This is a genomic window from Methylobacterium sp. M6A4_1b (assembly GCF_053345175.1).
On the sequence record NZ_JBKEZQ010000007.1, the window covers coordinates 120,635 to 142,455 of the forward strand.

Here is a 21,821-nt window from a genome sequence, read left to right on the forward strand (position 1 = left end):
CCGGAGCGACTCGGTGCACGCCACCTGCATCGCCCTGGGCGCGGCGGGCCTGCTGATTCGCGGCCCCTCCGGCGCGGGCAAGTCGACCCTGGCGCTCCTCCTCCTCGACCGGGCCTCGGTGATGGACTGGCCGGCGAGCCTCGTCGCGGACGACCGGGTCCGCCTCGGCCGCGACGGCGCGACCCTGGTCGCCCACGCCAATCCGGATCTCGCAGACCGGATCGAGGTGCGGGGCCTCGGCCTGCTCCAGGCGACCGAGATCCTGTCCGCGGTGCCGGTCCGCCTCGTGGTCGATCTCGTCGCCGACGCGCCGCGCCTGCCGGAGAATCCCCTGAGCCGCACGACCCTGCTCGGGCTCGACCTGCCGGCCCTGCGCCTCGACGCGGCCCTGCTGCGCGCGGGCCTCGCGCCGCGCCTCGTCCTCGATGCCCTCGCGGAGTGCCACGGCGTGGCGTCCGGGACGCACCGCCCGGTCTTGCGCCTGCCGCCGCTCCCGAGACCGTAGCGCCGGGGCCACCACCGTGGCATGATCATGACGTTCGAGCACACAAAATGCCGCATTCACCTTGCGCTCGACCTTGCGCTGCACAAAATGGCGGCTCCGCTCACAAGGCGTTGGAACCCGCGTCGATGATTGGAATGGTGCTCGTCACCCACGGGCTATTGGCGACCGAGTTCAAGGCTGCCCTTGAACACGTCGTCGGGCCCCAGAAACAGATCGAGACCATCACGATCGGTCCCGAGGACGATATGGAGCTGCGCCGGCTCGACATCATGAACGCCGTCAGCCGCGTCAATTCCGGCAACGGGGTCGTGGTGCTCACGGACATGTTCGGCGGCACGCCCTCGAACCTCGCCCTGTCCTGCATGAACGGCGGCGAGGTCGAGGTCGTCGCCGGCATCAACCTGCCCATGCTGATCAAGCTGGCCAGCGTGCGCGATGCCGAACCCCTCGGCGACGCCGTCCTGCACGCCCAGGAAGCCGGCCGGAAGTACATCAATGTCGCGTCGCGCGTGCTGGCCGGCAAATAGGCTTTCTTCCCCTGCATCCACGGCTTACAGGCAATCTCGGGCCCTGCGCGTGAATGGCGGGCCCGCCGATGCCGCGCAACGCGGCGCGGGACGCCAGCGAGGGGACGGCCGACGCCCATGAGCTACGACGACGATGCCGACGACACCCTGCCGCCGGTGCCCGAGGGCGGACTGATCCAGGTGCTTCCGATCATCAACCGGCGCGGCCTGCACGCTCGGGCATCGGCCAAGTTCGTCCAGACCGTCGAACGCTACGACGCCGCCGTCACCGTGACCCGCTCCGGCGAGACCGTGGGCGGCCGCTCGATCATGGGCCTGCTCACCCTCGGCGCGGCGCAGGGCACCTCGATCGCCGTGGTCGCCTCCGGCGACGATGCCGAGGCCTGCATGACGGCGATCACCGACCTCCTCGCCAACAAGTTCGGCGAGGACGAGTAGCGGCGACCCGGGCACCGCCCCTCAGGCGGAGCGCCCGATCCGCTCCGGCGCGACCGTGCCCGCGACCTGACGCCAGGCGACGGCCTGCGCCCCGTGCCCGAGGGTGATGGCGGCGGCGACGATCGCCCCCTCCTGCCGCGTCAGCGTCACGGTGACCTGCCGGCGCTGGGCGAAGAGCCGCGTCACCACCCGCACGAGCGCGGCCTCCGACGGATCGCCGATGATCGGGGCGACCGAGACCTCGGCGTCGAGGAGCAGGAACTCCTCCACCGCGTCGCGGACCCGGCCCGGCTCGCCGATCCGCTCCACCTGCGACGGCGCCCGGCCGGGACGCACGCCGACGAGGCTCCGGGCGGGAATGCCGGCGCGGCGGGGCACCGACTGGAGTTGGGCCGCGGGCGCCTGCGCGGCCGGCCGGGCCGCGCCATCGAGCACCAGGACGGCGCGGGGGCGAAGGAGACGCAGGCGCTCGGCCACGGCCGCGCGCACGGGTGCGGCGCGGTCGGGCGCGATCGTGGGCGCCAGGGCGATGCCGTACGGCTGCCACAGCCCGATCCGCTCCTGGCCCCAGAGGGTGTGCGGCAGCGCCAGCGGCAGCACGGCGGCGAGCTGGTCGGGGCCGTTGCCGGTCGTCCAGGCCAGGGCGAAGAGAAGGTCGCGCCCGCCCGACTGGTGCTGGGCCGCCGAGAGCAGGTAATCGGGGTCGGCCAGCACCGGATCCGCGACGCGGGCACGCACGAGGAGCGCGCGCCAGGCCGCGATCTCGCCCTCGCTCACCGCCGCCGCCCGGCGCAGGTCGACCCGCCAGGCGAGCGGCGCGGCGACCGGAGAGGCGTCGGTGGAAACCTGCGCGTCCGTGGTGAGGGCCGCGTCGGCCGCCGGAGCCCGTGCCGCCGCGCCGCCCTCGATCACCGTGAAGCGCTGTCTCATGTCTCGATCCGATCCCGCCGACGTCCCATCCTGGGACAAGGGGGCGCCCGCGGGCGCCGGTCGGTCTGGAAGTTTCAAGATCGGTGCCGCCCGTTTCCGGACGGTGGGCGGCTCAGCCGCCGGGGATCGCCAGCGGATTGTCCGTGAGCGCCGCCGCATCGGGGCCGTCGACGCGCGGCCGGCCCAGGAAGGCGTCCCACAGGCGGGCGACGAAGGCCGGATCGAGGTCGCGCAGAATCAGCACGAGGCGCGAGCGATGGTCGGCATCGGGCCAGGCATCGAGATGCACCGGGGCGTGGATGACGTGCTGCACCCCGTGCACCACCAGCGGCCGGTCGGGGGCGTCGGCCAGGGCCACCAGTCCCTTCAGGCGCAGCAGGTTCGGTCCGTGGGCCGAGCGCAGGAGATCGAGGAACATCTCGAAGGCGGCGCGGGGCACGGGCGCGTCGCTCGTCAGGCTGAAGGCCCGGATCGAGGCGTCGTGCCGGTTCACGTCGTGATGGTGGTGGCCGTGATGATGGTGCCCATGGTCGTGACGGGCCTCGCGCTCGGCCTCGGCGCCGAGCCAGGCGCGCACGTCGGCGCTCTTGCCGTCGAGGCCGAACAGGCCGCCGAGGAGATCGGCGGGCGCCACCGCGGCGTCGCGCAGGGGCGCCGCCGGGTTCAGCGCCCGCAGGCGGGCCTCGAGGGCGCGGCCGTCGTCCTCCGCCAGGTCCCGCTTCGTCACCACGATCTGGTCCGCGACCGCCACCTGCCGCACCGCCTCGCCATGGGCGTCCAGGGTCGCGGCGCCGTTGACCGCATCGACCACCGTGACGACGCCCTGGAGGCGATACCGGATGACGAGGTAGGGATGGTAGATCAGGGCGTGCAGGATCGGGGCGGGGTCGGCGAGGCCCGTCGTCTCGATCACCACCCGGCGGAAGGGCTGGATGCGGCCGTTGTCGCGCTTGCGCAGCAGGTCTTCGAGGGTGGCGATCAGGTCGCCCCGCACGGTGCAGCACAGGCACCCCGCCCCGAGCAGGACCATGTCCTCGTCGATCCGCTCGATGAGCAGGTGGTCGAGGCCGATCTCGCCGAACTCGTTGACGATGACCACGGTGTCGGCGAGGGCCGGATCGCGCAGCATCCGGTTGAGCAGGGTCGTCTTGCCGGCTCCGAGGAAGCCGGTGAGGACGGTGAGCGGGATCGGCTCGGGCGCGCGGGGATCGGGCTTGGACAGGTCGGTCATCACCCTGACCTAGCCCTCCCGGCGGCGGCGCTCAATCCTCGGCGATGTAACACTGTTACAGATCGCACGCAGCGCAGCGTCGGCGGGCCAGCCCACCGGGAGCCCGCGAAGGCGGCCATCCGCAGATCGCAAGCCGCCGGTGGCCGTCCGCCCGAAGAGTCGCGTGGACCGCACACCGTCAATCCAGGGCCGCGTAGCGGAGCCCGGAATCAGACCTGCAGGCTGTGCAGGACTTTTCGCGGCCGGCGGTTCCGGATTCCGGGCTCGCCTGTGGCGCCCCGGAATCACGCGGTGGCGCGACGAGCCTGTCGGCGAGCGCGTCGAAGAAGTCCTACTCGTCCGCCTGCGCCTTGCTGGCGGACTTGGTGCCCCTGGCCGCCTTCGCGGTGGGCTTGGCCGGCTTGTGCTCGGCCTTCGCGTCGGCCTTGACCGCGGCCTTGGGGGCCGCCTTCGCCGCAGGCTTCTTGACGGCGCCGACCTTCAGCTTCGGCGCGCCCTCCATCACCGGCGTCGACTCGGCGGGGGCATAGGCGTTGGCCGTGGCCGGAACGCCGGCCTTGCCGCGGGCGAGCGCCTTCCTCGGCTCGGGCTTGGCGGCGGAGGGGGCCTTGGTGCCGGAGGCGACCCTGGCCTGGCGGGCGGCCTCGCGCCTGGCCGCGACCGCCTCGAGCTTGGCCTTTCGGGCCTCGGCGACCTTGGCGGCCTTCTCCGCCTTCTCGGCCTCCTCCTGCTCGTTGAGGGCGATGGCGCCCTCGGCCGGATCGCGCCCGATCCAGACCAGGACCGGCTGCAGCGGCGCGCGCGGCGGCAGGGCGCGGGTGCGCAGGGCGGCGCTGTTCATGGTGGCGAAGGCGAGCGCCGCGGAAGGCGGGGCGGCGGCGGCCATCAGCTGCGCGTTGGCGTTGTCGGCGCTGGCGCCGGCGGCCCCGGCGCTCGCCGTGATGGCGCCCTGGCCCTCGTCCACCGGCATCGGCTTCTTGCGGTCGCAGATGTAGGGCCGCATGTCCGGCGGCTCCGAGATGCCGGAGGCCGGCAGGGCGTCGAGGGTCTGGGCGCCCCAGCCCGGGGACTGGCTGAAGCCGTAATCGAACAGGTCCGACGCCTTGAGATCGCGCTCGCGGGCGCTCGGCTGGCCCATCACCACGGTGAGGATGCGGCGGCCGTTGCGGGTGGCGGTGGCCACGACGTTGAAGCCGCCCGAGCAGATGAAGCCGGTCTTCATGCCGTCGGCGCCGGCGTAGCGGCCGAGCAGGCCGTTGTGGTTGGCCATCACCGAGCGGCCGAACTGGATCGCGCTGATCGAGAACAGCGCGCGGCTCTCGGGGAAGTCGCGGATCAGGGCGCGGCCGAGGACGGCCATGTCGCGGGCCGAGGTCCATTGCCGGGCATCGGGCAGGCCGTTCGGGTTGGTCCAACGGCTCTCGCGCATGCCGATGCGCTGGGCGGTCTCGTTCATCATCTGGGCGAAGCCCTCGACGGAGCCGCCGAGGTTCTCGCCGATCGCCCAGGCCACGTCGTTGGCCGACTTGACCATGATGATCTTCAGGGCGTTGTCGAGGGTGAGCTTGGTGCCCGGGCGGAAGCCCATCTTCGAGGGCGGCTCGGCGGCGGCGGCCGGCGAGACGGTGATCAGCGAATCGAGGGAGAGCTTGCCCTGCCGCACCAGGTCCAGGGCGACGTAGGTCGTCATCAGCTTGGTGATCGAGGCCGGGAACCAGGGGTCGGTGGCCGCCTGCCCGTAGATCACCTTGCCGGAATCGACGTCCACCACGAGGATCGGGGCCGTGGCCGCGCGCGCCGACGCTGCGCCGAGCAGGCCTGCCGCCACCGCGAGACCGACGACGAGGCGTCTCAACAATCCGTTCGACATCAGGCCTGTCTCAACAAGGAACGCCCCGGCCCGATCGATGATCGGCCCTGGCGGGAAGCCGGTCAACGGCCAAGCTGGCATGGCACCCCTCCGGGAGCGAGGGCAAGCGCGCCGCGCCGGATCGTGACACGGTCTCCACAAAGCCGCGTTCCGTGGCAGGAGCATGGCAGACGGTCTCGCAGATGCGAGAAGCCGGCGGATTCATGGTATACCGGCGGTCTCCGCATGGGTGGGGGCCGCCCGCGCCCCGTGGTGCCCGTGGCGGGGACCGCTTATGTGCGCGGCAGCCGTCTCCGGCGGCCGAAGGATTTCAGAGGATCAGCTGCGCGCGCCCGGACGGTCCGCCGGGGCGGGCGCCGAGGACGTGATGGCTTACGCAGTCAAGGAACTGTTCCACACCCTGCAGGGCGAGGGCGCGCAGGCGGGCCGCGCGGCGGTGTTCTGCCGCTTTTCCGGCTGCAATCTCTGGTCCGGCCGCGAGGAGGACCGCGCCAGCGCCGCCTGCCGCTTCTGCGACACCGACTTCGTCGGGATGGATGGCGAGGGCGGCGGGCGCTTCTCCACGGCGCGGGCCCTGGCCGACGCCATCGCCGAGACCTGGGCCGGCGGCCCGCGCCACCGCTACGTCGTCTTCACCGGCGGCGAGCCGCTCCTCCAGCTCGACGAGGCCCTGATCGCCGCCGTCCATGCGCAGGGCTTCGAGATCGCGGTGGAGACCAACGGCACTCTGGCGGCCCCGGCCGGCATCGACTGGATCTGCGTCAGCCCGAAGGCCGGCAATCCCCTGGTCCAGCGCAGCGGCCACGAATTGAAGCTCGTCTTCCCGCAGGCCGAGGCGGCGCCGGAGGCCTTCGCGGAGCTCGCGTTCCGCCACCACTGGCTCCAGCCGATGGACGGGCCGGACCGGCTCGCCCATACGGCCGAGGCGGTGGCCTATTGCCGGCGCGACGCGCGCTGGCGCCTCTCGCTCCAGACGCACAAGATCATCGGGATTCCGTGAGGAACCCGGAGGAACCCGCCCGCTCGCACCCTGAAGATGGCCCGATGAAGATCACCCAAGCCTTCACCTTCGAGGCGGCCCACCGCCTGCCGAACGTGCCCGAGACCCATCGCTGCCACCGCATGCACGGGCATTCCTACCGGGTCGAGCTCACCCTCTCGGGCGCCGTCGACCCGGCCACCGGCTGGGTGGTGGACTTCTTCGACGTCGAGCACGCCTTCGCGCCGGTGCTGGCCCGCCTCGACCATTACTGCCTCAACGAGATCGAGGGGCTGGAGAACCCCACCGCCGAGCACATCGCCGCCTGGATCTGGGAGCGCACCAAGGCGGCGCTGCCGGCCCTCGCCTCCGTGAAGGTCTACGAGACGCCGATGTCCTGGGCCGAGTACGAGGGCGAGGCCTTGTGATGAAGGACCCGGCGATGAAGGACCCGGCGATGAAGGACCCGGCGATGAGGGACCCGGCGATCGGCGGCGGCGGCGCCCTGGTCCTGTTCTCGGGGGGCCAGGATTCGACCACCTGCCTCGCCTGGGCGCTGGAGCGGTTCGCGCGGGTCGAGACCCTCGGCTTCGACTACGGCCAGCGCCACCGGATCGAGCTCGACTGCCGGGACACCCTGCGCCGGGGCATCGCGGCCCTGAAGCCCGCATGGGCGGCGCGGCTCGCCGACGACCACACGCTGGCCCTCGACGCCCTGGGACAGGTCTCCGAGACGGCGCTCACCCGCGACACCGCCATCGCCTTCGAGGACGGCGGCCTGCCCAACACCTTCGTGCCGGGGCGCAACCTCCTGTTCCTCACCTTCGCGGCCGCCCTCGCCTATCGCCGGTCGCTGACCCACATCGTCGGCGGCATGTGCGAGACGGACTATTCCGGCTACCCGGATTGCCGGGACGACACCATCAAGGCGCTGCAGGTGGTGCTGAACCTCGGCATGGACCGCCGCTTCGTCCTGCACACGCCGCTGATGTGGATCGACAAGGCCGAGACCTGGCGACTGGCCCAGGATCTCGGCGGCCCGGCGCTGGTCGACCTCATCGTCGAGGACAGCCACACCTGCTACCTCGGCACGCGCGGCGAGCGCCATGCCTGGGGCCATGGCTGCGGCGCCTGCCCGGCCTGCGACCTGCGGGCCAAGGGCTACGCGCGCTTCACCGCCGAGGCCGTGGCCGCCCCGGGGGCCTGACCCCGGCCTTCCGAACGCGGCCCGCCCCACCCCGGTGCAGCCACGATCCCGGGCGGAACCCGGCCCTGCGAGGATGCGGATGAACGATCCCGGCCACGGCCTCCCCGGATCGCCCGACGGCCGGGGGATGCGCCGGACCGTGCGGGCGATCGGCGTCGCCGCGGGTGTCACGCTGGCCGCCGCCGCGCCGGCCGGCTCGACCGACGAGGCGCAGCGCAACACGCAACTGGCCGACGCGCACCGGACGCAGCGCCTGCCGGCGATCCGCGCGGCACTGTCGGCGGCACGGCCGGGTTTCGTCTTCCTGGCGGGCAATTCCCACGCGGAACTCATCGGCGACCTGCTCGCCCTTCGGCTCCCGGGGCTCGTCAATGGCGGGATCGGCGGGACCTCGGCACGCCGTTACGCCGCGGAACTCGACGGGCTGACCTTCCCGGTCCAGGCCGGCGTCGCGGTGCTGTTCCTCGGCACGAACGACATCCTGCGGCGCGCCGCCCCCCTGTCGGCGGGCACGCTGGGCGGGTTCGAGGCGGCCGCTGCGCGCAGTCTCGAACGGCTGCGGGCCAACGCCGATCTCGTGCTGGTCGCCGCTGTTCCGCCGATCGGCCCGGAGGCGCGGGCGGACCGCGATCCCGCAGCGGTGGCGGTCTACTCGGCGGCCCTGCGCGGCCTGTGCGCCCGGCACGGGTGCCGGTTCTTCGATCCGTTCGCGGCCTTGCGCGACGGCGAGGCGGGCCTGACCAGGCAGGCGGCGGCGCCGGACGGGGTGCACCTGCGCGACTACGCGGCGCTGGCCGCCGACCTGGAGACGCGCCTGCGCGCCCTCGGCTCTCGCCGACCCCCGGACTGAGACCGCCGGCGACCGGACCCGCTGGCCCAGGACGGCACAGGACGGCTCAGGGCGCTTGGTCCCGAGGCCGCGGGTCCCCGCCCTAGCTCCAGGCGCGAAGCCCTTCCGGCGTGGTGAAGTCCCGGGGCCGGACGTCGCGGGCGGCGCCGCGGACCGCTTCGATTCCCTGCGGGAAGCCGCTCCGGTTCCGGTAATCCGCCCGGACCCGCTTCGAGGGGGCCAGCGGAGCGTCCGAGAGGGCCCGTGCGCAGAGGATGTCGACCAGGCCGACCCCCGCGAGGGCCGTCAGGGCGACGACGGTGTTGGTCCGGTGGCGCGGGTCGCCGCCGAGCCCGGGTAACACGGTGGCGACGTCGAGGCCGTCCCCGGCGACCCGCGCCCAGATCCAGGGCGTCGGATCGCGGGAGCCGAGGATGCCGGCCCCCTGGACGAGCTCGCGCACCCCGTAGGCCCGCACCAGCGGACCAGCGCGCGGCATGCCGAGCCAGCGCGCGATCGCGTCGCCGCAGGTCAGCTCCGCCACGCCGAGGACGAGGGAGAACCAGCCGAGGCCCTGCGCGACCTGGCGCGTGGCCGGATCGGGCCGGCGCCGCCGGTCCGCGGCGAGGCGGGCGGGGGCTGCGTCGGAATCCGGGCGCCCCTGGCGGGCTGGCGGATCCTGTCGGGACGCGGATGCGGGCATGCGAAGCTCCTCGAAGCGGGATCGGGGGACGATCAGGGCCGGAGCACGACCTTGATGCAGTTGTCCTTCTTGTCGCGGAAGGTCTTGTAGAGCTCGGGGCCGTCCTCGAGGCTGCCCCGGTGGGTGATGACGAAGGAGGGATCGATCTGCCCGTCGGCGATCCGCTTCACGAGGTCGTCGGTCCAGCGGTTCACGTGGGTCTGCCCGGTGCGGAGCGTCAGCCCCTTGTTCATCAGGGCGCCCATCGGGATCTTGTCGACGAGCCCGCCATAGACGCCCGGAACCGAGAGGATGCCGGCCGGGCGGCAGGCGTAGATCATCTCGCGCAGCACCGTGGCGCGGTCGCTCTCCAGCATCATCGCCTGCTTCACGCGGTCGTAGACCTGTTCCAGGGCGCGGGGGGCATGCGCCTCCATGCCGACGGCATCGATGCACTTTTCCGGGCCCTTGCCGGCGGTGAGCTGGTTCAGGCGCTCCACCGTGCTCTCGCTGGCATTGTCGATGGTCACGGCGCCGCCGGCGCGGGCCATCTCCAGGCGCTCGGGCACCCGGTCGATGCACACCACCTGCTTGGCGCCCAGCAGGATCGCGGAGCGGATCGCCATCTGGCCGACCGGGCCGGCGCCCCAGATCGCCACCGTGTCGGTGGGCTGGATGTCGGCCTGCACCGCCGCCTGCCATCCGGTCGGGAAGATGTCGCCGAGGAACAGCACCTGCTCGTCGGTGAGTTCGTCCGGCACCTTGATGTGGGTCTTGTCGGCGAAGGGTACGCGGACGTACTCGGCCTGGCCGCCCTGGTAGCCGCCGGTGAGGTGGGTGTAGCCGAACAGGCCCGCGGTGGTGTGCCCGAAGGCCTTGGCGGCGAGGTGCTTGTTGCGGTTCGAGCGCTCGCAGACCGAGAAGAAGCCCCGCCGGCACTGGTCGCATTCGCCGCAGATGATCGTGAACGGGATCACCACCCGCTCGCCCTTGCGCAGGGTGCCGTTGATGCCCCTGCCGGTCTCGACCACCTCGCCCATGAACTCGTGGCCCATGACGTCGCCCTTCTCCATGCCGGGCATGAAGTGGTCGTAGAGGTGGAGGTCCGAGCCGCAGATCGCGCAGGCCGTGACCTTGATGATCGCATCCCGGTCGTCCTCGATGCGGGGATCGGGAACGGATTCGCAGCGGATGTCCTGAGCGCCGTGCCAGACGAGGGCTTTCATCGCATCTCTCCCACGTACGGTTTCGTGTCGTCGATATGCGGAGAACCGAGCGGCGGGGCACGGGTTCGGTCCCGGTCGGGGCGGTTTCGAGCATCGCGCCTCACACGGGCGCGACGCGCCGCACCGAGACCAGCGCGTCGCGCTCGATCCGGAGAAGTTCGACCAGGCGCTCCGCGAGGCGCCCCGGCGGACGGCCCGCCGGACGGACCAGCATCGTCTCGATGGCCAGGGCCGGCCGGAACGGGCGCAGCACGATCGGCAGGCCGGTGAGTTCGCCGGCCGGGACCGGGTCGACGATGGCGAGGCCCAGCCCTTCCGCGACGAGCCCGCAGCGCGCCGCCGTGTACTGGGCCATCAGGGGAAAGCGCGGCACGCAGCCGGCATCCGCGAACCGCGCCTCGACCGCCTCCTGGAACAGGCCCGGGCCACCGGCGATCAGGGTCTCGCCGGCGAGGTCTTCCGCCGCGATGGCATGCCGGCGGGCCAGGCGATGCCGGCGCGGCACGGCGCAGACCGCATCGACCGTCAGGAAGCGCTCCGCCGTCACCCCCGCATGGCCGGCGCGCGGGCGGGCGAGACCGAGGTCGCACTGGCCCGAGGCGGCCCAGGCCCAGATCGTGTCCGGGCTCGGCACGTGGACGGCGACGCGGGCGCCGGGATGGTCGGCGACGAGGCGCCGGATGGCGCGCGGCAGCAGGCGCGACGCGAGAGAGGGCTGGCAGGCGATGCGCAGGGGTCCGGTGCCGAGTTCGCGGATCTGCCGGGCGGCGTGGCGCAGATGGTCGAGGCCGGCATAGCTGCGCTCGACCTCCCGGGCGAAGGCCTCGCCCTCCGGGGTCGGCCGGGCGCTGCCATGGCCGCGCACGAACAGCGACAGGCCGGTCTCGGCCTCGAGCTGCGCCATGGCCCGGCTCAAATGCGGCTGGCCGACCCCGAGGGCCGCGGCGGCCCGGGTCATCCCGCCATGGCGCATCACGGCGCGGAAGAGATCGAGATGGGCCGGATTGATCATGCCGCGTCCGCATGGAAATGCGCCGATCCGTCATTTGACGGCATGGCCGCGGGATGGTTGTCAAGGAACCCGTCTCCCGAACCGGTTCCGAGGCCCATGCTCAACCTCCTGCTTCCCCTGGCCCTCTCCGTGATGGCGGGCGCCAGCATCGTGGTGCAGCAGGCGCTGATCGCGAACCTGCGGATCGCCCTGAACTCCTCCGCCTGGGCGGGCTTCGCGAGCTACTTCGTCGGCCTCCTGTCCATGGTGGTGCTGGCCCTGGCCCTGCGCGATCCGCTGCCCTCGGCCCATCTCGCCGCGCGCATCCCCTGGTGGGCCTGGAGTGGCGGGTTCTTCGGCGCGGTCTTCATCGCGCTGGCCACGATCCTGGTGCCGCAGCTCGGCGCGGCCACCTTCCTGGCGCTCCTCGTCACGGGCCAGATGCTGGCCTCGGTGGCCTTCGACCATTTCGGCTGGCTCGGCCTCGCCCAGCGCGCCCTGGACGGGCCGCGCCTCCTCGGCGTCGGGCTCCTGATCGGCGGGGTGATCCTGATCCGGCGCTGAGGGCGGGGCTCAGGCCCCGACGACCTGGAGCAGGATCTCGCGTCGATGGGGCCGGTCGCGATGCTCGATCAGGTAGAGGCCCTGCCAGGTGCCGAGGCCGAGGCGTCCGCCCCGCACCGGCACGCTGAGGGCCGAGTCGGTCACCAGCGTGCGGATATGGGCCGGCATGTCGTCCGGTCCCTCGGCCCCGTGGACGTAGCCGGCATGACGCGGAGCGAGGCCGTCGAGGGCGGTGAGGAGATCGGTCTGCACGTCGGGATCGGCATTCTCCTGGATGGTCAGGGAGGCCGAGGTGTGCCGGCAGAACACGGTGACGAGGCCCGTGGCGACCCCGCTGCGCTGAAGGAACTCCGCGACCGCGCGGGTGATGTCGGTGAAGCCCGGGCCGGGCGTCGACACCGTGAGCGTCGCGCCCGCCTGCCGCTCCACGGGTCCGCTGGAGAACCCCTCCAGCGCGCCGATCCTGCCGCCCGTCCTCATGCGTCCGCCTCCTTCGGGGTCTCGCCCGGCGCGATCTCGCGCTCGCCCCGGGCCAGGATGGCCTCCAGGGCCTCGATCCGGTCGGCCTCCGCCGCCGGCTTGTCCCAGCGGATGCGCGCCACCCGGGGAAACCGCATGGCGACCCCCGACTTGTGCCGGGTCGAGCGCTGCACGCCCTCGAAGGCGATCTCCAGCACGAGGCCGTGGTCGAGCCCGTAGGCGACCTCGCGCACCGGGCCGAAGCGCTTGGTGGTGTTGTTGCGGACGTAGCGGTCGAGCCTCGCGAGCTCGGCGTCGGTGAAGCCGTGATAGGCCTTTCCGACGGGCACGAGCTCGGGGCTGCCGTCCTCGCGCGGCCGCCAGACCCCGAAGGTGTAGTCGGAGTAGAACGACGAGCGCTTTCCGTGCCCGCGCTGGGCGTACATCATCACGGTGTCGACCCGGAACGGCTCGCGCTTCCACTTCCACCACGGCCCCTTGGGGCGACCGGGCAGGTAGGCGCTGTCGCGGGCCTTGAGCATGACGCCCTCGATGGCGTCGGCATCCGCGCCCGCCCCCGATGCGGCCGGGTCGGCGCGGGCGGCGGCCAGATCCTCCCAGGTGGCGAACGGCACCAGGGGCGAGAGGTCGATCCGGGCATGGTCGAGGGCCGCCACGAAGGTCTCCAGGCGCGCCCGGCGCTCGGTGAAGGGCAGCGGGCGCAGGTCCTCGCCGTCCGCCTGCATCAGGTCGTAGGCGCGGACATGGGCGGGGAATTCCTCCAGCAGCTTCGGGGTGACGGCCTTCCGGTTGAGGCGCTGCTGGAGCACGTTGAAGCTCTGCACGCGGCCCTCGCGCAGGATCAGCAGCTCGCCGTCGACGGCGCCCGAGAAGGTGACGGCCTCGGCGAGATCCGGGAAGGCGCCGGAGATGTCCTCCCCGGTGCGCGAGTAGATGCGGGCCACCTGGACGCCGGCCTCGTCGCGGCCCCCGACGAGCTGGACGCGGATGCCGTCCCACTTCCATTCCCCGGAGAAGGCGGCCGGATCGAGCTTTTCGAAGTCGCTCTCCTCGTCGATGGGGTGCGAGAGCATCGGCGGCCGGAACGGCGCCGGGTTCAGGGTGGCGGGCCGCTCGGCCCGGCCCTCGACCCAGGCGAACAGGGTGGCGTAGGGCGGCTCCAGCCCGTGCCAGACCTCCTCGACGGCGTCGGCCTCGTGGCCGCCGAGCGCGCCGATGGCGGTCTTGGCGAGCCGGGCCGAGACGCCGACGCGCAGCGCGCCGGTGATGAGCTTGAGGAGCGCCCAGCGCCCGGTCTCGTCGAGGGCGTCGAGCCATTCGGCGATGCGGGCGGGGAGATCCGCCTTCTTCACGGTGCCGAGGGTTTCCACGACTTCGGCGAGGGTGGGCACGTGCGGCGGCGGGTTGTTGTGGCCGGGGCCGACGACCGGTTCATCGGCCGAGGCCGCGGGCGCCGGCCAGATCAGCGCGGTGGTCTCGGCCAGATCCCCCACATAATTGTGGGAGAGCGCGAACAGCACCGGGTCGACCCGCGCCTCGACCAGCCCCCGGATCATCGCGGGCTTGGCCTCGCGGAAGGTCAGTCCGCCCGTCATCGCGGCCAGCGCGTAGCCGCGCTCCGGGTCCGGGGCGTGGGCGAAGTAGTCCTGCAGCAGGCGCAGCTTGGCGTTGCGGCGCGGCTCGTAGGCGAGGCGGTCGAGGAGGTGGGCGAAGTCGTTCACGCGGCCTCCTCCGGAGCGGAGGCCGGCTCGGCCTCCCCGTCGTCGCCGTAGCCCAGCAGGTGCAGGGGCTTGGCCGCGATGCCGCGCGTCCCGCACCAGTGCACCAGGGCGTCCTCCTGCCCGTGGGTGACCCAGACCTCCCCGGCCCCGGTCTCCAGGATGGTGCGGCAGAGATCGGGCCAGTCGGAATGGTCGGAGATGCAGAGGGGCAGCTCGACGCCCTTCTGGCGGGCCCGGGCGCGCACCCGCATCCAGCCCGAGGCGAAGGAAGTCACCGGGTCGGGGAACTTGCGCGACCAGACGTCCTGGATCGAGGAAGGCGGGCAGAGCACGATCGCGCCGTGCAGCTTGGCGCGGTCGGCCGCCACCACCTTCGGGGTCTCGCCGAGGGGGACGCCCTCCTGCTTGTAGAGCTCGGTCAGCTTCTCCATCGCGCCGTGGAGGTAGATCGGCCGGTCGTAGCCGGCCTCCCGCAGGAGCGCCATGACGCGCTGGGCCTTGCCGAGCGCGTAGGCGCCCACGATGTGGGCGCGCTCGGGGAACAGGGCCACGGAATCGAGGAGTTTCCTCACCTCGTCGCGGGTGTCCGGCATCCGGAACACCGGCAGGCCGAAGGTCGCCTCGGTGATGAAGACGTCGCAGGGCACCACCTCGAAGGGCAGGCAGGTCGGGTCGTAGGCGCGCTTGTAGTCGCCCGAGACGACCACCCGGACGCCCCGCGCCTCGATCGCGATCTGGGCCGAGCCGAGCACGTGCCCGGCGGGGGCGAAGCGCACGGTGACGTCGCCGATGCGGATCTCCTGGCCGAGGGGCGCCTCCTGCCGGCTCTCGCAGAACTCCGCCCCGTAGCGCACCGCCATGATGCGCAGGGTCTCGCCCGTGGCGAGCACCCGGCCGTGGCCCGCCCGGGCGTGGTCGGCGTGCCCGTGGGTGATCAGGGCGCGCGGCACCGGCCAGGTCGGATCGACGTGGAAGCCCCCGAGGGGGCAGTACAGGCCCTCGCGGGTCAGGGTGAGAAGATCGCTGGCGCTGAAACTCATCGGCGCGGCATATAGGGCGCCCGAGACCCATGCGCAGCCACATGTCCCGCACGATCACCTCCGGCGACCTTCGCGCCGACCGGCGCTACGCCTACGCCCAGGGCTGCCTCGACGACGGCGACCCCGACGGCGCCGCCGAGATGGCGGAGCAGACCCTGGAGATCGCGCCCCGCTTCGCCCCGGCCTGGTTCCTCCTCGGCCGCGCCCGCGAGGCCCGGTACGCCCGGGGCGGACGGGCGGGCGACCATCACGCGGCCCTGCGCGCCTACGCCAACGCCCTCGACATCGACCCCGAGGATGCGCAGGGCGCCCGCTTGGCCCTGGTGCGGATCGGCGCCGGCGACGCGGTCACGGCGATCTCGCCGGGCTACGTCCGGGCGCTGTTCGATGCCTACGCGCCGCGCTTCGACCGCCACCTCGTCGAGGGCCTGTCCTATCGCGGGCATGCGCTCGTCGCCGACGCCCTCGATGCCACCGCGGGTCCGGCCGCGCCGCTGGGGCGCGTCGTCGACCTCGGCTGCGGCACGGGCCTCGTCGGGGCCGCCCTCGCCGGCCGGCCGGCGCACCTGACCGGCATCGACCTCTCGCCCGGCATGCTGGCCGAGGCCGGGCGGCGCGGCCTCTATCACCGGTTGGTGGAGGGCGAACTGGTGGCGGCGCTCGGCGCCGAGGATCCCGCCTCGGCCGATTGCGTCACGGCCGCCGACGTCATGATCTACGTGGGCGATGTCGCCGGCATGGTCGCCGGCAGCGCCCGCGTCCTGCGGGCCGGCGGACGCTTCGCCTTCACCGTGCAATCCCATCCGGGCGACGGGCTCGTCCTGGGGGCGGATGCCCGCTTCGCCCACGGCGACGCGCTGGTGCGGGAGATCCTGGCCGGAGCGGGCTTCGATCTCGAACTCTGCCGGCCCGCCGTCGCGCGGCGGGAAAACGGGGTCGACGTCCCGGGCCGGGTGATCGTGGCCCGGCGGCCGGACCCTTCACGTTTGCGTTGCGGCCCTTGAGCGCCAGCGCACGACGCGGTTGAACCAACCCGGAGCGCGACTGTTGCTCCGGACGCATCGGTGCGCCCCGCCCCAGACCTGACGTCGGGGTCCGACGCCGCACCGGGCGCATCGGCCCGACGACCCTTCATTCGAACCCCCGCACGGAACGGAGGACAGCAGACTTATGGCAGAGACGCAGAACAAGTCGTTTCCCGCGAGCGCCGCGACGCGCATCCCGTTCGCGCTGGCGCTCTCGGCCGTGGCCGGCTGCGCCGATTCCATCGGGTTCCTCGAATTCTCGCAGCTGTTCATGTCGTTCATGAGCGGGAACACGACGCGCTTCGGCGTCTCGGTCAGCCGGTTCGACTGGGAGAGCACCTCGCGGGTCGCCTCGGTCATCGTGCTGTTCTGCTTCGGCGCCTTCGCGGGGACGCTGATCGCGGCCTGGGTCGGGCGCTGGCGCCTGTCGGTGCTGCTCCTGCTGCAATCGGTGCTCCTGACGATCGGGCTCATCGTCCCGCACGGCAGCTTCGCCTTCCCGCTCCACGCCTACCCGATCGTCATCGCGCTCGGCCTGCAGAACGCGACGCTGCAGGACGAGGGCGGGCGCAGCCTCGCGCTCACCTACGTCACCGGCGCCGTGGTGCGGTTCGGGACCGGCCTCGCCAACCTGATGCTCGGCACGGTGGCGCCCTCGTTCTGGATCCAGGCGCCCCTCTGGGCGGCGCTGAGCACCGGGGCGGTGGTCGGCGGCTTCCTGCAGATGCGCTACGGCGAGGACGCCTTCCTGTTCCCGGCCGCGGTCTCGGCGCTGCTGGCGGTCGTCGCCCTGGTTCTGACGATCATGAAGCCGGGCAGCCGCTACGTCAGCGGCGAGGTCGAGACGCATCCGCCGGACGGCACGGCGGCGGTCAAGATCTGAGGCCAGGGCCTCGGACCCGGCCCCTAATCCCCGCTGCTGCCGCGCAGGCGCTTGGTGGCGCTCCGCTTCGACTTGTCGTCGAGGCGGCGCTTCTTCGAGGCGAGCGTCGGGCGCGTGGCGCGCCGGGGCGTTGGGGGCACGGCGGCCTCGGCCACGAGCTCGGCCAGCCGCTCGCGGGCATCGGCCCGGTTCCGGTCCTGGGTCCGGAAGCGCTGGGCGCTGATCACGATGACGCCGTCGACGGTGAGGCGCCGGCCCGCCAGGCGCATCAGGCGGACGGCCACGGCATCCGGCAGGGAGGCCGAGCGCCGGGCGTCGAAGCGCAGCTGCACCGCCGTCGAGAGCTTGTTGACGTTCTGGCCGCCGGGGCCGGAGGCGCGCACGAAGGTCTCCTCCAGCTCCGCCTCGTCGATGGCGATGTGGGGCGTGCACTGAAGGGCCACGGCGGGGTCTCTCGCGGAAATATTCGGTCAGGACGCCTCGGCGGGCGTGCGGGCGCGCAAAGCCAGGGCGTGGAGCCCGCGCTTGAACGCCGGCTCGAGGGCGGCGTTGACGATGCGATGGCGCTCCACGCGGCTCTTGCCCTCGAAGACGGCCGCGACCACCTCGAGGCGGAAATGGGTCTCGCCTTCGGGCCGCGCCCCCGCATGGCCCGCATGCAGGTGCGATTCGTCGATCACCGCCAGGTCCTGCGGCGCCAGTTGCGCCCGCAGCGTGTCGGTGATCCACTCCTTCAGGGTCACGGTCTCGGTCATCGCGGGCGTCTCCTCATGTTTCCTGGGGTCGGGCTACGGCGCCCGGCCTGCGTCAACCCCCCAACACCGCATGCGGCATCAGGCCCGTCGCTCTTGTGTCTCCGACCCGCCCCCTCATAATCGCCCTATCATGGATCTCAACTCGCCCCTGTTCGACAGTATCCGCATCAAGCCGTCCTGCGACGAGCCGAAGACGGCGGCCGCCCAGACCTGCGAGACCCCCGGGTGCAAGAACCCCGGGCTCTACCGCGCGCCCAAGGGCCGCAAGGCGGAGGGGCAGTACTGGCGCTTCTGCATGGACCACGTGCGGGCCTACAACGCCACGTACAACTACTTCGACGGCATGAACGACGCCGCCGTGCAGGCCTTCCAGAAGGATGCGATCATCGGGCATCGCCCGACCTGGGCGATGGGCGTGAACCCGGCCACGGCCGGCGAGCGCGGCAAGGCGGCGCCCAAGCGCGACTGGGCCTATGTCGACCCGCTGGACATCCTGCGCGCCGAGGGCGTCGGCGAGCCCGCCCGGCGCAAGGCCGCCCCCGAGCCGCGCCGGCCCCGGCACTCGGCCGCGACCCTGAAGGCCCTCGACGTGCTCGGCCTCGACGAGAACGCGGACGCGGCCGCCATCAAGGCGCAGTACAAGATCCTGGTGAAGCGCTTCCATCCCGACGCCAACGGCGGCGACCGCTCGTTCGAGGAACGCCTGCGCGACATCATCCGGGCGCACGATGCCCTGCGCGGCGCCGGCCTCTGCTGAGGGGCCGGGCGCCGCCGCGTCCGGAGTTCCGGCACGATCGATGCACGTTTTCCGGGGCTCCCCTGCTCTGGGTGGGCGGCAATCGCAGGGCGAGGCCCTATATGCAGCGCAGACACCCCTTGGCGCCGCCCGGCGTCGACCTTTAGATGGCGGTCGCGCGCGGTTCATCGTCCCCGGACCGCGAGACCCCGAAGTCCGACACAGCCCGCGCGTTCCGTGACACGCCCACGGCGCCCGCGCCCCGACGAGGTCCTTATGCTTTCTGACGTCTCGCCCGCCTCGCTCCCCGACCGGGAAGTCTCCGTCCGAGAGGCCTTCGGCATCGACCTCGATCTCCGGGTTCCGGCCTTCTCGCAGAGCGAGGAGCACGTGCCGGATCTCGATCCGGACTACATCTTCGATCGGGAGACCACCCTGGCGATCCTGGCGGGCTTCGCCCGCAACCGCCGCGTGATGGTCACCGGATACCACGGCACCGGCAAGTCGACGCATATCGAACAGGTCGCCGCGCGCCTGAACTGGCCCTGCATCCGGATCAACCTCGACAGCCACGTCTCGCGCATCGATCTCGTCGGCAAGGACGCGATCGTGCTGCAGGACGGCAAGCAGATCACGGCCTTCCAGGACGGCATCCTGCCCTGGGCGCTGCAGAACAACGTCGCCCTGGTCTTCGACGAATACGATGCGGGCCGGCCCGACGTGATGTTCGTGATCCAGCGCGTGCTGGAACTGTCGGGGCGCCTGACGCTCCTCGACCAGAAGCGCGTGATCCGCCCCCACCCGGCCTTCCGCCTGTTCGCCACCGCCAACACGGTGGGCCTCGGCGACACCTCGGGCCTCTATCACGGGACCCAGCAGATCAACCAGGGCCAGATGGACCGCTGGTCGATCGTCACCACCCTGAACTACCTGGCCCATGACCGGGAGGTGGACATCGTCCTGTCGAAGGCGGCGCATTATCAGCGCGACGGCGGCCGGGACATCGTCAACCGCATGGTGCGCGTGGCGGACCTGACCCGCAACGCGTTCATGAACGGCGACCTCTCCACCGTCATGAGCCCGCGCACGGTGATCACCTGGGCCGAGAACGCCGACATCTTCCAGGACATCGGCTTCGCCTTCCGGGTGACCTTCCTCAACAAGTGCGACGAGCTGGAGCGCAGCCTGGTGGCGGAGTTCTACCAGCGCGCCTTCGGCAAGGACCTGCCCGAGAGCGCGTCGAACGTCGCCCTGAGCTGACCCCCTCCCGCCCGTTTCGAGGAAGCCGTCGACCCGCATGTCGATCTCCAACCGCAAGCCCGGCGACCGGCGCGAGCCCGTTGCCGAACCGCTCAAGCGCTCGGTGGCGGGCTGCCTGCGCGCCATCGCCAAGCGTTCCGAGATCGAGGTGGTCTATGCCAGCGACCGCCCGGCGCTGACCGGCGACAAGGCGCGCCTGCCCGAGCCGCCGCGCAAGCTGACGCCCGAGGACGTGGCGATCCTGCGCGGCAACGCCGACTCGATGGCTTTGCGGCTCGGGTGCCACGACGTCGCCGTGCACCGCCGCCTCGCGCCCGAGAATGCCGGCGCCCGGGCGGTGTTCGACGCGGTCGAGCAGGCTCGCGTCGAGGCCATCGGCTCGCGGCGCATGGCCGGCGTCGCCTCGAACCTCTCGGCCATGCTGGAGGACCGCTACCATCGCGGCGGCAAGTACGAGGACATCACCGACCGGGCCGACGCCCCGATGGAGGATGCCGTCGCCCTGATGGTGCGCGAGCGGCTGACCGGCGCGGCGCCCCCCGAGGCGGCCCGCAAGATCGTCGACCTCTGGCGCTCCCACATCGAGGAGAAGGCCGGCGCGAACCTCGACGGGCTGATCGGCTCCCTCGAGAACCAGCGTACCTTCGCCCGGTCGGTGCGCGAGCTTCTGTCCTCCCTCGACATGGCGGACGAGACGCCGTTCGACCCCGAGGACGACGAGAACGACGACGAGAACGAGTCGCAGGACGACGAGCAGACCCCGAGCGAGGGCGAGGCCGAGGAGCAGTCGCAGGGCGACCGCTCCGAGATGGAGACCTCGCAGGAGGCCACGGACGAGTTGCAGGAAGGCGCCACCGAGGCCGCCGACGCGCCCTCGGGCGAGTTGCCGGACGAGGCGGAGAACGCCGAATCCGAGGAGGCCTCGGAAGCCTGGCGTCCGCCGTCGCAGCGGACGAACGAGCCGCGGGGGCCGGAATACAAGGTCTTCAACCCGCGCTTCGACGAGATCATCCACGCCGAGGATCTCTGCGACGCGGAAGAACTCGCGCGCCTGCGGACCTACCTCGACAAGCAGCTCGCCCATCTCCAGGGCGTGGTCGGGCGCCTCGCCAACCGGCTGCAGCGCCGGCTCCTCGCCCAGCAGAACCGCGCCTGGGACTTCGACCTCGAAGAGGGTCAGCTCGACCCCGCCCGCCTCGTGCGCGTGGTCACCGATCCGTTCCAACCGCTCTCCTTCAAGCGCGAGAAGGACACGAATTTTCGCGATACCGTCGTGACCCTGCTGCTGGACAATTCCGGCTCGATGCGCGGGCGCCCGATCACCGTGGCGGCGACCTGCGCCGACATCCTGGCGCGCACCCTGGAGCGCTGCGGCGTCAAGGTCGAGATCCTCGGCTTCACCACGCGGGCCTGGAAGGGCGGCCAGTCGCGCGAGGCGTGGCTCGCCGGCGGCAAGCCGAACATGCCGGGCCGGCTCAACGACCTGCGCCACATCGTCTACAAGAGCGCCGACGCGCCCTGGCGCCGGGCGCGCAAGAATCTCGGGCTGATGATGCGCGAGGGCCTGCTCAAGGAGAACATCGACGGCGAGGCGCTGGACTGGGCGCACAAGCGCCTGCTGGCCCGGCCCGAGCAGCGCAAGATCCTGATGGTGATCTCGGACGGCGCGCCGGTCGACGATTCCACGCTCTCGGTCAACCCCGGCAACTACCTCGAGCGCCACCTGCGCTGGATGATCGAGGACATCGAGACCCGCTCGCCGGTGGAACTGCTGGCGATCGGCATCGGCCACGACGTGACGCGCTACTATCGCCGCGCCGTGACGATCATCGACGCGGAGGAACTCGGCGGCGCGATGACCGAGAAGCTCGCCGAACTCTTCGAGGAGGATGCCGGCACGCCGGCGCCGCCGAAGCGGGCCGCCGGCGGACGGCGCTAGGGC

At 72.3% G+C, this 21,821-nt stretch carries 24 protein-coding genes; 13 read left to right on the forward strand and 11 right to left on the reverse strand.

Annotation, left to right across the window (positions count from 1 at the left end):
* Positions 1-13 precede the first annotated feature (13 nt).
* The 3 genes from ACLBWX_RS09680 (at position 14) to ACLBWX_RS09690 (ending at position 1,470) form a co-directional block, all read left to right on the forward strand.
* Entirely contained in the window at positions 14-505 is a 492-nt protein-coding gene (locus ACLBWX_RS09680; RefSeq protein WP_447676850.1) for an HPr kinase/phosphorylase, read from the forward strand.
* A gap of 125 nt (positions 506-630) precedes the next feature.
* Positions 631-1,032, forward strand: a complete 402-nt coding sequence (locus ACLBWX_RS09685) for a PTS sugar transporter subunit IIA (protein WP_447676851.1) — start codon at positions 631-633, stop codon at positions 1,030-1,032.
* A gap of 117 nt (positions 1,033-1,149) precedes the next feature.
* Positions 1,150-1,470, forward strand: coding sequence for an HPr family phosphocarrier protein (locus ACLBWX_RS09690; protein ID WP_447676852.1), 321 nt, complete (start codon positions 1,150-1,152; stop codon positions 1,468-1,470).
* 21 nt (positions 1,471-1,491) lie between these two features.
* Here the strand turns inward: ACLBWX_RS09690 and ACLBWX_RS09695 are convergent, their stop codons facing one another.
* The 3 genes from ACLBWX_RS09695 to ACLBWX_RS09705 all read right to left on the reverse strand — a co-directional run bounded on the left by ACLBWX_RS09695 (position 1,492) and on the right by ACLBWX_RS09705 (position 5,501).
* Positions 1,492-2,400, reverse strand: a complete 909-nt coding sequence (locus ACLBWX_RS09695; protein ID WP_447676853.1) for a hypothetical protein — start codon at positions 2,398-2,400, stop codon at positions 1,492-1,494.
* Positions 2,401-2,512: 112 nt separating this feature from the next.
* Complete coding sequence (locus ACLBWX_RS09700; RefSeq protein WP_447676854.1) at positions 2,513-3,631, reverse strand: CobW family GTP-binding protein; 1,119 nt, start codon at positions 3,629-3,631, stop codon at positions 2,513-2,515.
* Between the two features lie 331 nt (positions 3,632-3,962).
* Positions 3,963-5,501 (reverse strand): D-alanyl-D-alanine carboxypeptidase family protein, encoded by a 1,539-nt coding sequence (locus tag ACLBWX_RS09705; RefSeq protein WP_447676855.1) that lies wholly within the window; start codon positions 5,499-5,501, stop codon positions 3,963-3,965.
* A gap of 367 nt (positions 5,502-5,868) precedes the next feature.
* Here ACLBWX_RS09705 and queE point away from each other — a divergent pair, with 367 nt between their 5' ends.
* From queE to ACLBWX_RS09725, 4 genes are all read left to right on the forward strand, one after another.
* Complete coding sequence (gene queE / locus ACLBWX_RS09710; protein WP_447676856.1) at positions 5,869-6,501, forward strand: 7-carboxy-7-deazaguanine synthase; 633 nt, start codon at positions 5,869-5,871, stop codon at positions 6,499-6,501.
* Between the two features lie 44 nt (positions 6,502-6,545).
* Positions 6,546-6,908 (forward strand): 6-carboxytetrahydropterin synthase QueD, encoded by a 363-nt coding sequence (gene queD, locus ACLBWX_RS09715; protein WP_447676857.1) that lies wholly within the window; start codon positions 6,546-6,548, stop codon positions 6,906-6,908.
* A 44-nt stretch (positions 6,909-6,952) separates the two neighbouring features.
* Entirely contained in the window at positions 6,953-7,687 is a 735-nt protein-coding gene (gene queC / locus ACLBWX_RS09720; protein ID WP_447676934.1) for a 7-cyano-7-deazaguanine synthase QueC, read from the forward strand.
* Between the two features lie 79 nt (positions 7,688-7,766).
* Entirely contained in the window at positions 7,767-8,537 is a 771-nt protein-coding gene (locus ACLBWX_RS09725; RefSeq protein ID WP_447676858.1) for an SGNH/GDSL hydrolase family protein, read from the forward strand.
* Between the two features lie 82 nt (positions 8,538-8,619).
* Here the strand turns inward: ACLBWX_RS09725 and ACLBWX_RS09730 are convergent, their stop codons facing one another.
* The 3 genes from ACLBWX_RS09730 to ACLBWX_RS09740 form a co-directional block, all read right to left on the reverse strand.
* Positions 8,620-9,219 carry a cyclase dehydrase gene (locus ACLBWX_RS09730; protein WP_447676859.1) on the reverse strand — a complete coding sequence of 200 codons (600 nt, stop codon included), beginning with the start codon at positions 9,217-9,219 and terminating at the stop codon, positions 8,620-8,622.
* Between the two features lie 32 nt (positions 9,220-9,251).
* The gene (locus ACLBWX_RS09735; protein ID WP_447676860.1) at positions 9,252-10,424 is read right to left on the reverse strand and encodes a zinc-dependent alcohol dehydrogenase; all 1,173 of its coding nucleotides are present in this window, start codon (positions 10,422-10,424) and stop codon (positions 9,252-9,254) included.
* A 100-nt stretch (positions 10,425-10,524) separates the two neighbouring features.
* Entirely contained in the window at positions 10,525-11,436 is a 912-nt protein-coding gene (locus tag ACLBWX_RS09740) for a LysR substrate-binding domain-containing protein (protein ID WP_447676861.1), read from the reverse strand.
* Positions 11,437-11,532: 96 nt separating this feature from the next.
* On the opposite strand from ACLBWX_RS09740, the gene ACLBWX_RS09745 reads away from it, so the two are divergent.
* Positions 11,533-11,979, forward strand: a complete 447-nt coding sequence (locus ACLBWX_RS09745; protein WP_447676862.1) for a DMT family transporter — start codon at positions 11,533-11,535, stop codon at positions 11,977-11,979.
* A 9-nt stretch (positions 11,980-11,988) separates the two neighbouring features.
* On the opposite strand, the gene ACLBWX_RS09750 is transcribed toward ACLBWX_RS09745, so the two are convergent.
* The 3 genes from ACLBWX_RS09750 to ACLBWX_RS09760 are packed head-to-tail and all read right to left on the reverse strand — an operon-like array spanning position 11,989 to position 15,220.
* The gene (locus tag ACLBWX_RS09750) at positions 11,989-12,459 is read right to left on the reverse strand and encodes a secondary thiamine-phosphate synthase enzyme YjbQ (RefSeq protein WP_447676863.1); all 471 of its coding nucleotides are present in this window, start codon (positions 12,457-12,459) and stop codon (positions 11,989-11,991) included.
* Positions 12,456-14,180 carry a cisplatin damage response ATP-dependent DNA ligase gene (locus tag ACLBWX_RS09755; RefSeq protein ID WP_447676864.1) on the reverse strand — a complete coding sequence of 575 codons (1,725 nt, stop codon included), beginning with the start codon at positions 14,178-14,180 and terminating at the stop codon, positions 12,456-12,458. The genes ACLBWX_RS09750 and ACLBWX_RS09755 overlap by 4 nt, the downstream gene beginning before the upstream one ends.
* Complete coding sequence (locus ACLBWX_RS09760) at positions 14,177-15,220, reverse strand: ligase-associated DNA damage response exonuclease (RefSeq protein WP_447676865.1); 1,044 nt, start codon at positions 15,218-15,220, stop codon at positions 14,177-14,179. Before ACLBWX_RS09760 ends, ACLBWX_RS09755 begins: the two co-directional genes overlap by 4 nt.
* Before the next feature lie 41 nt (positions 15,221-15,261).
* Here ACLBWX_RS09760 and ACLBWX_RS09765 point away from each other — a divergent pair, with 41 nt between their 5' ends.
* Together ACLBWX_RS09765 and ACLBWX_RS09770 are read left to right on the forward strand one after the other, a co-directional pair.
* Entirely contained in the window at positions 15,262-16,224 is a 963-nt protein-coding gene (locus ACLBWX_RS09765) for a methyltransferase domain-containing protein (RefSeq protein ID WP_447676935.1), read from the forward strand.
* Between the two features lie 166 nt (positions 16,225-16,390).
* Entirely contained in the window at positions 16,391-17,128 is a 738-nt protein-coding gene (locus tag ACLBWX_RS09770) for a YoaK family protein (RefSeq protein WP_447676866.1), read from the forward strand.
* Positions 17,129-17,151: 23 nt separating this feature from the next.
* Here ACLBWX_RS09770 and arfB read toward each other — a convergent pair whose 3' ends face one another.
* Complete coding sequence (arfB, locus tag ACLBWX_RS09775) at positions 17,152-17,571, reverse strand: alternative ribosome rescue aminoacyl-tRNA hydrolase ArfB (RefSeq protein ID WP_447676867.1); 420 nt, start codon at positions 17,569-17,571, stop codon at positions 17,152-17,154.
* Positions 17,572-17,598: 27 nt separating this feature from the next.
* Positions 17,599-17,883, reverse strand: a complete 285-nt coding sequence (locus tag ACLBWX_RS09780) for a BolA family protein (protein ID WP_447676868.1) — start codon at positions 17,881-17,883, stop codon at positions 17,599-17,601.
* A 130-nt stretch (positions 17,884-18,013) separates the two neighbouring features.
* Here ACLBWX_RS09780 and ACLBWX_RS09785 point away from each other — a divergent pair, with 130 nt between their 5' ends.
* From ACLBWX_RS09785 to cobT, 3 genes are all read left to right on the forward strand, one after another.
* A complete protein-coding gene (locus tag ACLBWX_RS09785) occupies positions 18,014-18,640 on the forward strand; it encodes a J domain-containing protein (protein WP_447676869.1) in 627 nt (208 codons plus the stop codon).
* A gap of 255 nt (positions 18,641-18,895) precedes the next feature.
* Positions 18,896-19,879 carry a cobaltochelatase subunit CobS gene (cobS, locus tag ACLBWX_RS09790; protein ID WP_447676870.1) on the forward strand — a complete coding sequence of 328 codons (984 nt, stop codon included), beginning with the start codon at positions 18,896-18,898 and terminating at the stop codon, positions 19,877-19,879.
* A gap of 37 nt (positions 19,880-19,916) precedes the next feature.
* Entirely contained in the window at positions 19,917-21,818 is a 1,902-nt protein-coding gene (cobT, locus tag ACLBWX_RS09795; RefSeq protein ID WP_447676871.1) for a cobaltochelatase subunit CobT, read from the forward strand.
* Positions 21,819-21,821 lie beyond the last annotated feature (3 nt).

Excerpts from the sequence above, each read along its gene's own strand:
- ACLBWX_RS09685 (WP_447676851.1), top strand. The coding sequence starts at position 631 with ATGATTGGAATGGTGCTCGTCACCCACGGGCTATTGGCGACCGAGTTC.
- ACLBWX_RS09690 (WP_447676852.1), top strand. The coding sequence starts at position 1,150 with ATGAGCTACGACGACGATGCCGACGACACCCTGCCGCCGGTGCCCGAG.
- ACLBWX_RS09695 (WP_447676853.1), bottom strand. The coding sequence starts at position 2,400 with ATGAGACAGCGCTTCACGGTGATCGAGGGCGGCGCGGCGGCACGGGCT.
- ACLBWX_RS09700 (WP_447676854.1), bottom strand. The coding sequence starts at position 3,631 with ATGACCGACCTGTCCAAGCCCGATCCCCGCGCGCCCGAGCCGATCCCG.
- ACLBWX_RS09705 (WP_447676855.1), bottom strand. The coding sequence starts at position 5,501 with ATGTCGAACGGATTGTTGAGACGCCTCGTCGTCGGTCTCGCGGTGGCG.
- queE (WP_447676856.1), top strand. The coding sequence starts at position 5,869 with ATGGCTTACGCAGTCAAGGAACTGTTCCACACCCTGCAGGGCGAGGGC.
- queD (WP_447676857.1), top strand. The coding sequence starts at position 6,546 with ATGAAGATCACCCAAGCCTTCACCTTCGAGGCGGCCCACCGCCTGCCG.
- queC (WP_447676934.1), top strand. The coding sequence starts at position 6,953 with ATGAGGGACCCGGCGATCGGCGGCGGCGGCGCCCTGGTCCTGTTCTCG.
- ACLBWX_RS09725 (WP_447676858.1), top strand. The coding sequence starts at position 7,767 with ATGAACGATCCCGGCCACGGCCTCCCCGGATCGCCCGACGGCCGGGGG.
- ACLBWX_RS09730 (WP_447676859.1), bottom strand. The coding sequence starts at position 9,219 with ATGCCCGCATCCGCGTCCCGACAGGATCCGCCAGCCCGCCAGGGGCGC.
- ACLBWX_RS09735 (WP_447676860.1), bottom strand. The coding sequence starts at position 10,424 with ATGAAAGCCCTCGTCTGGCACGGCGCTCAGGACATCCGCTGCGAATCC.
- ACLBWX_RS09740 (WP_447676861.1), bottom strand. The coding sequence starts at position 11,436 with ATGATCAATCCGGCCCATCTCGATCTCTTCCGCGCCGTGATGCGCCAT.
- ACLBWX_RS09745 (WP_447676862.1), top strand. The coding sequence starts at position 11,533 with ATGCTCAACCTCCTGCTTCCCCTGGCCCTCTCCGTGATGGCGGGCGCC.
- ACLBWX_RS09750 (WP_447676863.1), bottom strand. The coding sequence starts at position 12,459 with ATGAGGACGGGCGGCAGGATCGGCGCGCTGGAGGGGTTCTCCAGCGGA.
- ACLBWX_RS09760 (WP_447676865.1), bottom strand. The coding sequence starts at position 15,220 with ATGAGTTTCAGCGCCAGCGATCTTCTCACCCTGACCCGCGAGGGCCTG.
- ACLBWX_RS09765 (WP_447676935.1), top strand. The coding sequence starts at position 15,262 with ATGTCCCGCACGATCACCTCCGGCGACCTTCGCGCCGACCGGCGCTAC.
- ACLBWX_RS09770 (WP_447676866.1), top strand. The coding sequence starts at position 16,391 with ATGGCAGAGACGCAGAACAAGTCGTTTCCCGCGAGCGCCGCGACGCGC.
- ACLBWX_RS09780 (WP_447676868.1), bottom strand. The coding sequence starts at position 17,883 with ATGACCGAGACCGTGACCCTGAAGGAGTGGATCACCGACACGCTGCGG.
- ACLBWX_RS09785 (WP_447676869.1), top strand. The coding sequence starts at position 18,014 with ATGGATCTCAACTCGCCCCTGTTCGACAGTATCCGCATCAAGCCGTCC.
- cobS (WP_447676870.1), top strand. The coding sequence starts at position 18,896 with ATGCTTTCTGACGTCTCGCCCGCCTCGCTCCCCGACCGGGAAGTCTCC.
- cobT (WP_447676871.1), top strand. The coding sequence starts at position 19,917 with ATGTCGATCTCCAACCGCAAGCCCGGCGACCGGCGCGAGCCCGTTGCC.